Annotated in this window: 11 protein-coding genes; 7 read left to right on the forward strand and 4 right to left on the reverse strand. The window is 37.0% G+C overall.

What is annotated here, in order from left to right; translation table 11 throughout:
* The 5 genes from PEDSA_RS14190 to PEDSA_RS14210 all read left to right on the forward strand — a co-directional run bounded on the left by PEDSA_RS14190 (position 1) and on the right by PEDSA_RS14210 (position 6,994).
* The gene (locus PEDSA_RS14190; RefSeq protein ID WP_013633845.1) at positions 1-1,395 is read left to right on the forward strand and encodes a DUF4270 domain-containing protein; all 1,395 of its coding nucleotides are present in this window, start codon (positions 1-3) and stop codon (positions 1,393-1,395) included.
* A 62-nt stretch (positions 1,396-1,457) separates the two neighbouring features.
* Complete coding sequence (gene glmS / locus PEDSA_RS14195) at positions 1,458-3,299, forward strand: glutamine--fructose-6-phosphate transaminase (isomerizing) (protein ID WP_013633846.1); 1,842 nt, start codon at positions 1,458-1,460, stop codon at positions 3,297-3,299.
* Positions 3,300-3,386: 87 nt separating this feature from the next.
* Positions 3,387-4,316, forward strand: a complete 930-nt coding sequence (locus tag PEDSA_RS14200) for a hydrogen peroxide-inducible genes activator (RefSeq protein WP_013633847.1) — start codon at positions 3,387-3,389, stop codon at positions 4,314-4,316.
* A gap of 183 nt (positions 4,317-4,499) precedes the next feature.
* Positions 4,500-5,519: an NAD(P)-dependent oxidoreductase gene (locus tag PEDSA_RS14205; RefSeq protein ID WP_013633848.1), complete on the forward strand. Its 1,020-nt coding sequence runs from the start codon at positions 4,500-4,502 to the stop codon at positions 5,517-5,519.
* Positions 5,510-6,994, forward strand: a complete 1,485-nt coding sequence (locus PEDSA_RS14210; RefSeq protein WP_013633849.1) for a gluconokinase — start codon at positions 5,510-5,512, stop codon at positions 6,992-6,994. The genes PEDSA_RS14205 and PEDSA_RS14210 overlap by 10 nt, the downstream gene beginning before the upstream one ends.
* A gap of 116 nt (positions 6,995-7,110) precedes the next feature.
* Here the strand turns inward: PEDSA_RS14210 and PEDSA_RS14215 are convergent, their stop codons facing one another.
* Both PEDSA_RS14215 and PEDSA_RS14220 read right to left on the reverse strand, forming a co-directional pair.
* Positions 7,111-7,437: a DMT family transporter gene (locus PEDSA_RS14215; RefSeq protein WP_013633850.1), complete on the reverse strand. Its 327-nt coding sequence runs from the start codon at positions 7,435-7,437 to the stop codon at positions 7,111-7,113.
* A gap of 100 nt (positions 7,438-7,537) precedes the next feature.
* Entirely contained in the window at positions 7,538-9,631 is a 2,094-nt protein-coding gene (locus tag PEDSA_RS14220) for a carboxy terminal-processing peptidase (protein ID WP_041537482.1), read from the reverse strand.
* Between the two features lie 255 nt (positions 9,632-9,886).
* Between PEDSA_RS14220 and PEDSA_RS14225 the strand changes: the two genes are divergently transcribed.
* Positions 9,887-11,167 (forward strand): replication-associated recombination protein A, encoded by a 1,281-nt coding sequence (locus tag PEDSA_RS14225; RefSeq protein WP_013633852.1) that lies wholly within the window; start codon positions 9,887-9,889, stop codon positions 11,165-11,167.
* 163 nt (positions 11,168-11,330) lie between these two features.
* Here PEDSA_RS14225 and gltX read toward each other — a convergent pair whose 3' ends face one another.
* Positions 11,331-12,842, reverse strand: a complete 1,512-nt coding sequence (gene gltX, locus PEDSA_RS14230) for a glutamate--tRNA ligase (protein WP_013633853.1) — start codon at positions 12,840-12,842, stop codon at positions 11,331-11,333.
* Between the two features lie 167 nt (positions 12,843-13,009).
* A complete protein-coding gene (locus PEDSA_RS14235) occupies positions 13,010-14,032 on the reverse strand; it encodes a dipeptide epimerase (RefSeq protein WP_013633854.1) in 1,023 nt (340 codons plus the stop codon).
* Positions 14,033-14,071: 39 nt separating this feature from the next.
* Here PEDSA_RS14235 and PEDSA_RS14240 point away from each other — a divergent pair, with 39 nt between their 5' ends.
* Positions 14,072-15,202, forward strand: coding sequence for a hypothetical protein (locus PEDSA_RS14240; RefSeq protein WP_013633855.1), 1,131 nt, complete (start codon positions 14,072-14,074; stop codon positions 15,200-15,202).
* The last annotated feature ends 64 nt before the right edge of the window (positions 15,203-15,266 follow it).

Here is a 15,266-nt window from a genome sequence, read left to right on the forward strand (position 1 = left end):
ATGAAATTGAGAAATATAGACTTATTGACCTTGTTAATAAGTCTTTTTACTTTAGGAAGCTGTAATAATCCAGATGGTGTAGGTTTAGATATTGACCCGGACATCTTATTGAATTCCAGTGTGGATTCCAGTACAACTGTCTTAACCAAGTTAATCAAAGAAGATAGTGTAGTAAGTAATTATACTGAAAGAAGTATACTTGGTTATATGAACGATAACGAGTTTGGAAAAACGACTTCAAATATTGTTGTTGCTTTAACATTACCTTCAAGTAATGTTTCGTTTGGTATAAATCCTATATTGGATTCGGCCGTTTTGGTGATGACCTATTCTAATTCTGCGCCATTATATGGAGACAGCATAAAATATAAAGTAAATATCAATCAACTTAACGAAACATTATACAGCTCAACAAAACAAAAGGTTTATTACACCAATAAAGAGTGGAATGCCAATACTACAGTTGTGGGTTCTAAAGAATTTTTTCCGGCTTATAAAGATAGCTTGAATATCAAATTATACAAATATAAAGACTCTACGATTAAAGTTGTTCCTCAGTTGAGAATACCTCTAAATAATCAGTTTGTAATAGACAACATTATCCATTTAGACTCTGCAACTCTATCTACCAGTCAGGCGTTTGCAGATCATTTTAAAGGCCTTCGTCTTTCTATAGACAAAAATGCTTTAGGCAGCCAGGATGGTGGAGCAATATCATTTGACACTTATACTGATGGCGCTTCGCGTCTGGAAATTTATTACAGATATACCAATTCTGAAAACAAACAAGACACTACCTCTATCTCACTTCCAATCGCGGGAAGTTTAGGTACTGCTGTTACCGAAGTAAAATGGGATAATGCTGGAACTCCTGCACTTGCTGCATTGCAAAGCCCGGCCAACAATCAGGAAAAACTTTATATTAAGGGATTGGCAGGAACTAAAATTAAAGTTGATTTCCCTAATTTAAGTGATTTGAAAAAATTAGGTTCGAACATTGCTATAAACAGAGCTGAATTAATTTTCACTGCCGAAGAACCTCAGCAAACATCTTTAAAACCGCTTAGTCAGTTAAGAATATATCGTTGGGATTTGGCTCATCAACCCGCATTAATTCCTGATGAAAATTCTTCTGATCCAAGATACTTGGGAACAGGCTTCGTTGGAGGCATCTATAATTCACCTAAAAAAATTTATGTTATTAATGTTACGGGATATATACAGGATCTTTTCAGAAATAAATATCCTAATGACGGAACTTATATAACTACCTACGATTTTTATGGAAAAACCGGCAGATTAAATGCTCCGGGCAGATCTGTACTTTTTGGCGGAGCAAGCAACTCGGTTTCACAAAAAGTTAAGCTTAAAATATATTATTCCGACTTAAAATAATTAAACACATTTAAAGACAATATTTTGTAGTTTAGTCCCACCAAACTACAAAATATTAATCTATGTGTGGAATAGTCGGATATATAGGTAGCCGAGAGGCTTATCCTATTGTAATCAAAGGACTACACAGGCTGGAATATCGTGGATATGATAGTGCTGGAGTAGCATTAATGAACAATCAAAACTCGCTGAACATCTACAAAAAAGCGGGAAAGGTAAAAGATCTTGAAGACTTTGTTAGCGGAAAAGATATTTCTGGTACAGTTGGAATGGGGCACACCAGATGGGCTACCCATGGCGAACCAAGCGACAGAAATTCTCACCCTCACCAATCCGGAAACGACCGGTTAGCTATAATTCATAATGGAATTATTGAAAACTACGGCCCTCTTAAAGAAGAGTTGATTGCCAGAGGCCATATTTTCAAAAGCGATACGGATACTGAAGTTCTTATCCATTTAATCGAAAACATTCAGGAGGAAGAAAATATATCGCTTCAGGAGGCTGTCAGAGTGGCTCTGCATCAGGTTATTGGTGCTTTCGCTATTGTAATTATGGACAAAGATGACCCTACAGAGCTTATTGCTGCCAGAAAAGGAAGTCCTATGGTTATAGGCGTCGGAAAAGGCGAATATTTCGTTGCTTCGGATGCGACTCCAATTGTAGAATATACAAAAAACGTAATATATCTAAATGATAACGAGATCGCTTATTTGAAAAGAGATGAGCTTCTGATAAAAAGCATTGATAACATCGTCCAAACACCTTACATACAGGAACTTGAACTAAAGCTCGAAATGCTTGAAAAAGGAGGCTATGACCATTTCATGTTAAAAGAGATATACGAACAACCCCGTTCTATATATGACAGCATGAGAGGCCGTATTTATCCCCTTGATGGTAAAGTTCAATTAGGCGGTCTGGTTGAATATTCCGAAAAGCTTAGAAATGCGAACAGGATTATTATTGTTGCATGTGGCACATCCTGGCATGCAGGCTTAGTTGGCGAATACCTTATTGAAGAATTTGCCAGACTTCCGGTAGAAGTTGAATATGCTTCTGAGTTTAGATATAGAAATCCTATCATCAATGAAAACGATATTGTAATAGCTATATCTCAATCCGGTGAAACTGCGGATACAATGGCGGCAATTCAATTAGCGAAAGAGAAAGGTGCTACTTTATTGGGAATATGTAATGTTGTTGGTTCTTCTATTCCAAGATTAACGCATGGTGGAGCTTATACACATGCTGGTCCGGAAATAGGTGTTGCTTCTACAAAAGCATTTACAGCACAGGTAACTGTACTTACTTTAATGGCCTTATATATCGCCCAAATTAAGGGTACCATTTCTCAAAGCAAGCTCATTTCATTATTAACAGAACTAGAAACAATTCCTTCTTTAGTTGAAGAAACGTTAAAAACCAACGATCAGATTATCCAAATCGCTTCGGAACTACAGGATTCCCGAAATTGCATTTTCTTAGGAAGAGGAACTGGTTTTCCTGTCGCTTTAGAAGGAGCGCTGAAATTGAAAGAGATTTCGTATATCCATGCAGAGGGATACCCGGCTGCAGAAATGAAACACGGCCCAATTGCACTTATCGATGAAGAAATGCCTGTTATCGTAATTGCAACGAAAAACTCTTCTTACGAAAAAGTTATCTCCAATATACAAGAGGTTAAAGCGAGAAAAGGCAAAGTGGTAGCTATTGTAACAGAAGGCGATGTTGATGTAAAAGACATGGCCGATTATTCGATCGAAATTCCACATGCTGATGAAGCATTTTTACCACTATTGGCAACTATTCCACTTCAATTAATTTCATATCATATAGCGGTAATGAGAGGATGTAATGTGGATCAGCCAAGAAACCTGGCAAAATCGGTGACGGTAGAATAAATCCAAAAATTGTCAAATTTATCAGAAAAGGGCATATATCATTGTGCTCTTTTCTATTTTGTATAGATTTTATCGATATTTATAGCCATGACAATAGTTCAGCTTGAATATATCGTTGCTGTAGATACTTACAAAAGCTTTGTTAAGGCGGCCGAAAAATGTTTTGTAACGCAACCTACGCTTAGTATGCAGGTTCAAAAACTGGAAGAAACATTAGATATAAAGATTTTCGATCGAACAAAACAACCTATTATACCAACTGAAATTGGTGCAGAGGTAATTGCTCAGGCTCGAAAAACCTTACAGGAATCTTATAAAATCAACGAAATAATAAACGAACGTAAGGGCGAAATCAGCGGAGAGCTAAGAATAGGAGTAATACCAACTATTGCACCATTCCTGCTTCCGAAACTTTTGGGAAAATTCATGGAAAAATACCCAAAAGTAAAGCTCTTTGTTTCGGAACTTACAACAGAAAATATTATCAACAAACTAAAAAACGGGCTTTTGGATTGCGGTATCCTGGCGACCCCTTTGGACGAGCCTTCGATTGTTGAAAGACCGGTTTATTATGAAAATTTCGTTTCTTATATTTCTGAAGAAAGCCCTTTATTCAAAAAAAGCACACTGGATTTTAGCGACCTGAATATTGATGAATTATGGCTTCTTAACGAAGGACATTGTCTTAGAAATCAGGTATTAAATATTTGCAAGCACAAAAAAGCTGAAGGGCAAAATCTGGAATATAATACGGGAAGTATCGAAACATTAATCCGAATGGTGGATTTAAACAACGGCATGACTATTCTACCGGAACTTAGCATTCAGGATTTTCCGGTTGAACAGCTGGACAAAGTAAGGTATTTTAAAACGCCACAACCAAGCAGAGAGATTAGCATTGTAACACATGCTAGCTTTATCAAAAAAAGGACTATTGACGCTTTAGAAACAGAAATTTTAGAAAGTGTTCCAAACAGTATGCGTTCGAAAAATAAGAAATCTGTTATTGCTATTTAAAATTCTGTCAACTTTTGTTACAAGCAGAGAAATTGAAAAAATTGGGAGATAGCTACTAAAAAACAAGCACCTTAAAGGCAACGAAATCGTTTACGTAAAAAACACAACCGCTGCTTTTGCTTTAGCTAACCTAATTGAATACCTTTAAGGTTTAAACAATTAACTAAAAATAATATCATAAAAATGAAGCGACCACTTATCTCCATTCTAAATTCAAGTACTTTCGGAAAACATTTTTCGGAGCATATTGCAACCTTGGAATCATTCGCTGATCTAAAACATATTACTGTTCCGGCAGACATAAATGCAGATGATTTAGCAGAGCAAATTAAAGACTCTGATGGAATTATTGCCAGTGTTACACCCAAAATCCCAAGAAGAACATTGGAACAGTGTAAAAACCTGGTACTTTTAGTGCGTCATGGCATCGGCTGCGATAACGTAGATACGGAAGCGGCTACAGAATTGGGCATCATGGTATCCAGAGTAGAAGGAATTGTAGAAAAAGAAGCTGTAGCAGAATACGCAATATCTTTATTGTTAGCTGGTGGAAGAAAATTAGTGCAAGGAGCTATAGCAGTAAAAAACAGTGCCTGGGCTACACGTTCTGGAATGGTGGGAATAGAACTGAAAGGAAAAACAATTGGTATCATTGGTTTAGGTAATATCGGCTCTCGCAGCTCAGAAATATTATCTAAAGGGTTTGGTGCAAATGTAGTGGCATCTGATCCTTATATTGCTAAAGAAAAATTTGCCGAATTTGGCGCTAAGGAAGTTCCTTTAGACGAATTGATAAGAGAGTCTAGTGCAATATTATTCCATTGTCCGGCTACAGATGAAACCAAAAGAATGTTAGGTGAAGCACAATTTGCTAGCATGAAAAAAGGTGTTGTATTAGTGAATACCTGCCGTGGAGAATTGGTAGACGAGGATGCTTTATGCAAAGCTTTGGAAAACGGAACATTAGGTGCCTATGCAACAGATGTTGTAGAAGGAGAGCCTATTGACGGTAACCACAGACTTACAAAATTAGATAATGCAATCATTACACCTCACTTAGGTGGATATAGCTGGGAATCTCTACATGGTATGGGGCAAACTTGCGTTGACGATTCGGTTTCCGTATTCCAAAAAAATGGCATACCGGGTACAATGGCCAATCCAGAAGTCTTGCAAAAAGAAAATAGAAGAGTATGGCAATAGCATTAACCATTGATTTGGGTACTACCAACGTTAAAGTTGGATTAGTAAACGAAAGTGGTGAAATACTTAATTTACGCTCAGTAGCTGTACCGGTTATAAACAGTACAAGCGGTGGGGCTGAACATAATCCTGAAGAGTTGAAAAAGCTTATCATCGGATTATGTAAGGATATGTTTTCGGAAGGTCTTGCTGATCAGGTATCCTATATTGTCAGCTCTACATACCAGTTTGGTCTGATGTTACTTGACGAACAGAAAAAACCCGTTACAGGTCTTACCCTGCTTACAGATATCCGTTCGCAAAGAACATTTGATGCCTTCTTAGATTCATACTCCAATGTAGACTTGTATGCCCAGACAGGCTGTCCTTTAATGAGTCCGTATCTTTTGGCCAGGTTATTCTATTTCTCAACGAAAGAAAAAGAAGTATTTGAACAAGCCAGATATTTTACGGATAGTAAAGCCTTTTTATTTGAATGGCTAACAGGAGAGTTTGTTACTGATGTTAGTACAGCCGCAGCAACGCAAATCTACAATATCCATCAGGAAGCATGGGACGACTCACTTTTGGAGCACATAGGTTTGTCTGCAAATCAATTCCCCGAAATAAAAGATGGAACGACTTATCTAAGTCCGCTAAAAGAAAGCTTAAGACAAGAATTAGGCCTCAAGCAAGGCGTAAAAGTTCTTTTGGGTGTTTACGATGGCGCAGCGTTAGGCGTTGGTCTAGGTTGTTTAAAACCTGGTATTGGGATTATTAACGTGGGTACATCTGCAATGTTAAGAGTACCGGATAATACTCCAGCTTTTGACAAAAGTGACAATAAGCGCATTCAACCATATGCATTAAATAAAAGCCTTTTCTTAAACGGTGGCGCGCTAAACAATGCTGCTCTTCCTGTAAACTGGCTTCGCAACAGCCTTTTTAATGTGGATATACAGGATCCCGCAATGCTGGATATCGGTAATGAAGCACCTTTACTTTGTTTTCCTTATTTAACTAGTGAAAGAGACTCAAAAACTGGTCCTTATGCTTCTGGAGTATTCTTTGGGTTACGTCAATATCATACTAAAGTAGATATGGCTCGTTCGGTTCTTGAAGGCGTAGCCTATTCTATGCGTTATCTTTATGATGCACTTACAGAAAACAATTTACAAATTACCGAACTGCGTATGGGAGGCGGTGGCGCACAAATAAAGCCCTGGCCGCAAATATTTGCTAATGTGTTAGGCCTGCCGATAAATATTCCATCAGAAGACCAAATCGCTTTGATTGGTAGTGCGATGCTTGCTTTCGTAGCAGACGGACGATATCAGGACGTAGCAACATTGGGTGAACAAATAGTTAAGAGCACTATCAGTATATATCCTGATGAAAACGCGGTTGCTGTTCATAACGAACGATACCAGTTTTTCAAGAAGGTGCGTGAAACACTAGCTCCTTTGTACAAGGAACACTCACTACTTTCAAACTAATTTAAGTACTGAAATACTTAAAAAGAATATTATAAAAAGGCTGTTTTCTATTTTGCCAAAGACAAATAGAAAACAGCCTTTTTCTTTACCTACTATCTAAGAAGACTTATCTTTACTTAATTCGACACGAATTTGAGCCCTATTATTGAGACTATAAGTGTGCTTATAAAGAGGATTCTCCAAAAACTAGCAGGTTCATTAAAGAAAAATATTCCAACTAAAACCGTTCCGACAGCGCCAATACCTGTCCAAACGGCGTAAGCGGTTCCTATTGGTAATGTTTTGGTGGCAAGATAAAGCAAAAACATACTTGCCGAAAGGCAGATAAAAAATCCTACAAGCCAGGCGATAGACTCTGTTCCACTTGTCTCTTTTGCTTTTCCCAAACACGATGCGAACCCCACCTCAAATAATCCTCCTATAACCAAGAATATCCAATTCATATAACAATCTAATTTTTACAAAAAAAACGAATTCTATGCATAAATAAAAAAGGCTTTGAATTTCATTTTCAAAGCCTTTTGATATTAAATATCCCGTGATTTATTTTTTCAAAAGAATATAATCCGTCATTATTTTAATAGCCTCAGACTGAATAAAGTCGAATTTATCCTCTTTAGTTTTTTCTGCTTTAACCACAACACCCTCATCTTCAGATTTAGAAACATCTTTTTTCTTCAACGGCTCTAAACCTCTGTAAACTCTTCTTTCATTTTCTTTTGCCAGGTTTTTTGCTTCCTGATCTTCACGTAGCTTTTTTAACTCAACTTCATTTAAGGGAAGTGGCTTTTCTTTATCCAAATCTTTAAAGTCTTCTATATCCTGAAGCAGGAATTGATATTCCTTGCTACTTTTCATTCGAGCATCATGCATAGCCTTTAGCTTTTGAATAACAGTAGTTAAATCAGCTACTTTGGTATAATTACTACTTTTTATTTCATCCCATGGCAAAGCAGAAGGCTCAGAACTTTCGCCATATTTGTCTGCTGGAAAAATAGTTGGAAACTCAATATCCGGTGTAACACCTTTGTGCTGAGTAGAACTTCCGCTAATACGATAGAATTTACCCGTGGTTAAATTAATCTGTCCACCCTTATCTCCCAAAGTTGGATTAATTCTGGACATTGGTAAAGCAGACTGTACAGTTCCTTTTCCGTAAGTTGTATTTCCTATAATGATTCCTCTTCCATAATCCTGAATAGCACCAGCAAAAATCTCTGAAGCTGATGCGCTGAACCGATCAACAAGAACTTCCAGAGGTCCGCTCCAGGCGATAGTTTCATCTTCATCTCTATTTACTTCAACACGGTTTCTAAGATCTCTAACCTGAACAACAGGGCCAGATTTTATAAATAAACCAGTTAGCTCGATGGCTTCCAATAAGGATCCGCCACCATTTGTTCTTAAGTCTATAATAACACCGTCTACATTTTCTTTTTTCAACGAATCCAGAATAATCCTAACATCTCTTGTTGTTGACTTATAGTTTTTATCTCCCGCCTGCATGGCTTTCCAATCAGCATAAAACGCAGGTACTTCGATAATACCATATTTAAACGTTCTACCGTTTCTAACCTCAGTTTTAATGATTTTTTTCGCAGATTGATCTTCAAGGATAATTTTCTCGCGTACCATAGAAACGATTTTTGGTGTCGCAGAAATATCCTGATCTTTTGATAAAATCTTTAGTCTTACAATCGTTCCTTTGTTACCTCTTATCAGGGAGATTGCATTGTCTAATCTCCAGCCAATCACATCGACAAACTCCCCATCTTTTCCTTGTGCAACAGCCAGAATCTTATCATCTATTTTAATTTGCTTACTCTTGTCTGCTGGACCGCCAGTTACCACACTTTTAATGGTAACAAACTCATTTTCCATAGTCAGCGTCGCTCCAATACCTTCCAAAGATCTGGACATATCTATATTGAAGTTTGCTGCGTTACTAGGGTTATAATAGTTTGTATGTGGATCTACTGAATCGGTAAACGCAGCCATAATTAGCTGAAACACGTCCTGACTATTGATTTTATTGGATTGAGACACCAAATTTTCATAGCGCTTTTTCAGGATTTCCTTAATTTCAGTTGGCTCTTTTTTTGCTAATTTCAGGTTAAGGAAATCATATCGTACCTTTTTCGCCCAATAAGCATCACTTTCTTTAAGATCTTTAAAATAATTCTGTTTCTCACGGCTAAAAACGTATTGCTCTTTTTTCGTAAAATCGAAGTCTCCTTTTGTCAGGTAATTAATAGAAAAGGCTTGTCTTTCACTATAACGTTTTTGATAAACGTTGAAAATATAGAAAGGAGCAGACAAATCTCCTGATTTAAAATCGTTATCCAATTGATACCTGAACGCCTCGAACTCCTTAATATCTTCATCTAAAAAATAGATTCTATTAGGATCGAGATTTTTAATATACCGATCAAAAATTAAATTCGATATCGAATCATTCAAATCTACCTTTTTATACGTATAAGATGTAAGTAGTTCAGAAATATCTTTCACTATCACTCCCTGCTGAGGGTCTGCTTTCAAATTATTCGAACCGGCAACTTCTTTATTAACGCGAGGAGTAGCCGTACATGAAATTGCCAAGGCAATTAAAACCCCCGAAAATATTTTCTTTAACATATATTTAACTTTTCCGAACCTTGTGTGAGCGGTATCCATCTATTAACGTGAAATATCAAAAATTAATGCCTAAAACTAAACAAAAATTAGCTAACAATAAGTTTAAAGGACAACAGTTTGATAATAATTTTCGTTTTTTTTATGTAAAAAAAATCGAAGGCCGGATTTAATTCTTAAAAGTCATTAAGCCTTCTTGAAATACTAAATAATTTAGCTTTTTTATTTAACTTTATCCAGTCAGCTAATTTTGAAGATTTGATAACTAGAGAACCTTTAGCGGAAAGAATGCGTCCAAAAAATCTGGACGAATACACTGGACAAAAACATTTGGTGGGGCCAGGTGCTGTTTTAAGGAAAGCCATTGATAAAGGCAATATTCCAAGCATGATTTTCTGGGGGCCTCCCGGAGTTGGAAAAACTACGCTCTCTTTTATTATTGCCCAATCGCAGGACAGACCTTTTTTCTCTTTAAGCGCTATTAATTCCGGAGTAAAAGATGTTCGGGACGTTATCGATAAAGCCAAAATGTATAAAAAAGCCGGACATCCTATCCCGGTTCTTTTTATAGATGAGATTCATCGTTTTTCTAAATCTCAACAAGATTCCTTACTTGGAGCCGTAGAACGTGGTTATGTTACATTAATTGGAGCTACTACAGAAAACCCCTCTTTTGAAGTTATATCGGCATTGCTATCCAGATGCCAGGTTTATATTTTAGAAAATTTAAGTGAAGAAGATCTGTTAGGATTATTAAATCGGGCAATGATTTTAGATCCGATTCTTCAGGAAAAAGAAATTACGTTAAAAGAAACGGAAGCTCTTCTTCGCTTATCAGGCGGGGATGGAAGAAAATTGCTAAATATTTTCGAACTTCTGGTGAATGCAGCGCCAACCGATAAGGTTGAAATTACCAACGAATTTGTTTTAGCCAATGTGCAACAACAGATGGCTTTATATGATAAAGCAGGTGAACAACATTATGATATTATATCTGCTTTTATTAAGTCTATACGCGGTAGTGATCCTAACGCCGCTGTTTATTGGCTGGCAAGAATGATTGAAGGCGGCGAAGACCCTTCTTTTATTGCCAGAAGGTTACTGATTTTAGCTTCCGAAGATATTGGAAATGCAAATCCTAATGCTTTGCTTTTAGCCAACAACTGCTTTCAGGCAGTAAATATCATTGGTTTCCCTGAATCGAGAATTATATTATCGCAAACGGTAACTTATTTAGCAAGCTCTGCTAAAAGTAATGCCGCTTACGAAGCCATTAACCAGGCGCAGAGTTTAGTTAAACAAACCGGAGACTTACCTGTTCCTTTACATTTAAGAAACGCTCCAACCAAGCTAATGAAAGAAATTGGTTATGGCGAAGAATATAAATACGCTCACGCCTATGAAGGAAACTTTGTCGATCAGGAATTTTTTCCTCAGAAACTAAGTGGAACTACATTATATAAGCCACAGAAAAATCCGGCTGAACTAAAGATTTTGGAAAGATTGAAAAATTTATGGAGAGGAAGATATAAATATTGAGTTTTCTTAAGTGTCTTTGAACCGCAAAGGGCACACAGATAAGGACACAATTCACCAAGAGAGTTTTTTGGACTTGACTAACTCAAAATGAAAAGACCACAAAGCATAATTAAAACTTTGTGGCCTTTGTAATTTCTTAGCGCCCTTTGCGGTAAAAACCAGATTATTGAAATAAAGGCAATGCCGTCTGAATTCTCCTGATTGTTTCTTCTTTTCCTAATGCCAGTGCTATATCAAAAACCTGAGGGCCAAATTTCCCGCCCACCAGCATAATTCTGAAAGGCAACATGACTTCCCCAATTTTCAATCCTTTATCAGCGGCCAACTGTTTAAATTCTGTTTCTAAAACGGCGGCATCTATAAATTCTCCGGCTTCAATGTGTTTAATATAGGCGTCAAAGAAAGCCGCTTTGTCTGCATTCCATTTCGGCTTAACAGCATCAATATCATATTGCTGTGGTGCTTCAAAAAAGAATGATGCTTGCTGATAGAAATCCGGCAATAAGATGCAACGTTCTTTAACCATATCTATAACCTTAACCAACTGTTCTTCCGTTACCGAAATTCCTTTTTCTTTAAAAACCTCCTTCACATAAGGATATAAACGCTGTGCAGACGATTTTTTAATCCACTCGCCGTTAAACCACTTTGCCTTCTCATAATCGAATTTTGCACCCGATTTATTTACTCTTTCTAAAGAGAATTTCTCACATAATTCTTCTAAAGAAAATAGCTCCTGATCCGTTCCGTCGTTCCAACCCAGCATTGCCAGCATATTAAGGAAAGCTTCTGGAAGGAAACCTACTTCTTTAAAGCCTGCAGCCAGTTCCTTCGTAACGGGGTCTGTCCAGTTCATCGCATAAACCGGAAATCCTAAACGTTGGCCATCACGTTTACTTAACTTTCCATGTCCATCCGGTTTTAGAATCAATGGTAAGTGAGCCCATTCCGGCATATCTTTTTCCCAGCCAAGATATTTCCAAAGCAAAATATGGATAGGGGATGAAGGCAACCATTCTTCTCCACGGAAAGCATGTGTAATCTTCATCAGATAGTCATCAACAACCACGGCTAAATGATAAGTTGGCATTCCGTCAGCTTTCAACAACACTTTATCATCTACTTCATTACTATCAAAACTTACATGGCCACGAATTAGATCTACGAAATGTATATTCTGATCTTCGGGAACTTTAATTCGCACTACATATGGTACACCTTGAGTCAACAATTGCTCAACTTCCACCGCAGAAAGTGTTAAAGAATTTCTTAATGTCATTCTGGTAGATTTGTCGTATCTAAAATTCTCTATCGTATTTCTTGCATTTTCTAATTCTTCAGGAGTATCAAAAGCATAATATGCGTAGCCATTCTTAATTAGCTCATCCGCATACTTTTTATAGATCGGTTTTCTTTCGCTTTGGCGATAAGGAGCGTATTCTCCACCTACATTTGGGCCTTCACCTGGATTTAATCCACACCATTTTAAACAGTTAATAATGTATTCTTCTGCGCCGGGAACATAGCGGGTTTGATCCGTATCCTCAATTCTTAATACAAATTCTCCGTTATTCTTCTTCGCAAATATATAGTTGAATAAAATGGTTCTGACTCCTCCGATATGAAGTCCGCCAGTTGGACTTGGCGCAAACCTGACTCTTACTTTTTTGTCCATTATTGTCGTTCTAAAAGATTAAAAGCCTTATGACTTTGGGACTGCAAAGTTACATTTATTAAAGTTTAAAGTAAAGTACATTAGATAGGAGATTTAAGACAAGAGAGGTGAAAATGTATGTAACTTGAGTTCTGAAACTCCAATTGTCAGAATTGAATTTAAAAGATTCAATGCTCAACTTCAACTCCCAATCCCGGTTTCTTGCTCAAAATATATTTCCCTTCCTGAAAATCAGGTTGCTTAAAAGGATTGTTAGACGTCAGAAACGGGCCGTCCAAATCCGCAAAATCACAAAGCGGAGCCAAATTCGCTCCCGCCAGTGTAGCAACACTGGTTTCACTCATGCAGCCTATCAAAATACGCATATCCAATCCTTTGGCTTTTTTTATCATTCTAAAAGCCTCATGCATACCGGCAGACTTCATCAATTTCACATTAATTCCATGATAAACCCCATAAGCCTTCTCAACATCGATAAAACGCTGAACAGCTTCGTCTCCAATAATAGGAATTGGGCTATGTTCTGTGATATAAGCATTTCCCTCAATATCCAATTTATCCATTGGTTGCTCTATCAGTAAAACACCTTGTTCCTGTAACCAATAGGTCATTTCAACGCCTTTAATTTTATCTTCCCAACCCTGATTGGCATCCACATATAAAGGCAATTCAGTTACAGACCTGATGGTGTCGATTAATAATCTATCATTATCCCTCCCCAACTTTATTTTTAGTAATTTAAAATTATAAGCCAAAGCATCTTCAACTTTTTTGACAATAACTTCAGGAGTATCTATCCCAATGGTATAAGTTGTTAATGGCATATTATCTGGATTTGCTCCAAACAATTCATAACACGGCTTATTTTCTATCTTACCCGTTAAATCATGCAAAGCCGTATCTATAGCTGCTTTTATTGCCGGTTGACCGGGCGCAATTTCATCCAGATAAGCAATTACATTATCCATATTAAAAGGATAAGAAAATCTTGAAAAATCCACCTTATTTAGGAAATCCGTGGCAGTATCAAAACTTTCTCCCATGTAAGGAACCATAGAAGCTTCTCCAAAGCCGACAAACCCTTCAAAATGAACCTCCAATAACAAAACAGGGGTACTTGTTCTGGAAAACTTCGCTATAGTGAAAGGAAATTTTAATTCAAGATTTAGTAATTTGTAACTTATCTTCATGTAAATTCGTCCAAACAAATATATAAAAACAACCTCTATATGATAAAAAAGGCTTTGTTCTATTTTATAGCCCTGAGTTTAGTTCTTCAATCATGCAGTAGCGGCACGAAACTGCTGGAAAAAGGAAATTATGATAATGCTGTATTTACTGCTGTAAAACGCCTAAAAAGCAACGGAGCTCATGCAAAATCAGGTCAAACACTTGCTGAAGCATATGATTTAGCTGTAAAAAATCATTTGAGAAAAATTGAGCAGGCGAAATATTCCAACAATGGGTTTAAATGGGATGAAGTTGTTTATAATTATGAAGATTTAAACGCACTGGCCGAAGCAATAGAGGGTTGTCCAAGTTGTCAAAAAATTATTCCTCGTACTACATTCTACACGTCCGAATTAAGTTTCGCCCGTTCGCAGGCGGCAGAAGAACGTTATCTTGCTGCAAATAAACTGTTAAAGGAAAATAAAAGAGAGTCTGCAAAAGTTGCTTACAGATATTTTGAACTTGCAGATTACTTTATTCCCAATTATAAGGACGTTAAAGCAAAATTAAACGAAGCGTATTATGCAGCAGCATTAAAAGTGGTTGTTGAACCTATTAGAGTAAATTCTAATTTATATAAATTGTCTAACGATTATTTTCAGTCGAAACTGGATGAGTTTATGTCAAGCTATGAGACTAAAAATTTTGTCATGTTTTTTAGACCCGAAGACTTACGAAGACAAAAGCTACAGGCAGATCACGTGATGATCTTTAGTTTTGATGATTTTGTAGTAGGGCAAACTTATGTAAAGGAACGTGTAGAAGAGGTCAAGAAAGAAAATGTTTTAGTTGGGTACACTGATCAGAAAAGACCCGTTTATTCTACTGTAAAAGCAACTTTATCTGTTTTTGACAAAACGATTAGTTCGGGAGGACAATTAGACCTGACGATCTTAGATGCCAGGACTAATAGGCTTATTAATCAGCAAAAAATGCCGGGAACTTTTGTTTGGAAAGATTCATGGGCGTCTTACCGTGGTGATGACAGAGCTTTGAGCAATGAACAATTGCAACTTTGTAGAAAAAAAGAAGGAATGCCCCCGCCACCACAAACCTTATTTCTCGAATTTACAAAACCTATTTATAGTCAGGCGACATCCGCAATTACTAGATTTTATAGTCAATATTAAATAAGGTTAAGGCTAGACTCTTTGTCCCGCCTTAATTTTTTATTTTTGAAGTTCATCACCATTT

This window comes from Pseudopedobacter saltans DSM 12145 (genome assembly GCF_000190735.1).
Taxonomy (GTDB): domain Bacteria; phylum Bacteroidota; class Bacteroidia; order Sphingobacteriales; family Sphingobacteriaceae; genus Pseudopedobacter; species Pseudopedobacter saltans.

Coding starts and splice junctions, on each gene's coding strand:
- gltX (WP_013633853.1), bottom strand. CDS start 12,842: ATGGACAAAAAAGTAAGAGTCAGGTTTGCGCCAAGTCCAACTGGCGGA.
- PEDSA_RS14240 (WP_013633855.1), top strand. CDS start 14,072: ATGATAAAAAAGGCTTTGTTCTATTTTATAGCCCTGAGTTTAGTTCTT.
- glmS (WP_013633846.1), top strand. CDS start 1,458: ATGTGTGGAATAGTCGGATATATAGGTAGCCGAGAGGCTTATCCTATT.
- PEDSA_RS14200 (WP_013633847.1), top strand. CDS start 3,387: ATGACAATAGTTCAGCTTGAATATATCGTTGCTGTAGATACTTACAAA.
- PEDSA_RS14205 (WP_013633848.1), top strand. CDS start 4,500: ATGAAGCGACCACTTATCTCCATTCTAAATTCAAGTACTTTCGGAAAA.
- PEDSA_RS14215 (WP_013633850.1), bottom strand. CDS start 7,437: ATGAATTGGATATTCTTGGTTATAGGAGGATTATTTGAGGTGGGGTTC.
- PEDSA_RS14220 (WP_041537482.1), bottom strand. CDS start 9,631: ATGTTAAAGAAAATATTTTCGGGGGTTTTAATTGCCTTGGCAATTTCA.
- PEDSA_RS14190 (WP_013633845.1), top strand. CDS start 1: ATGAAATTGAGAAATATAGACTTATTGACCTTGTTAATAAGTCTTTTT.
- PEDSA_RS14235 (WP_013633854.1), bottom strand. CDS start 14,032: ATGAAGATAAGTTACAAATTACTAAATCTTGAATTAAAATTTCCTTTC.
- PEDSA_RS14210 (WP_013633849.1), top strand. CDS start 5,510: ATGGCAATAGCATTAACCATTGATTTGGGTACTACCAACGTTAAAGTT.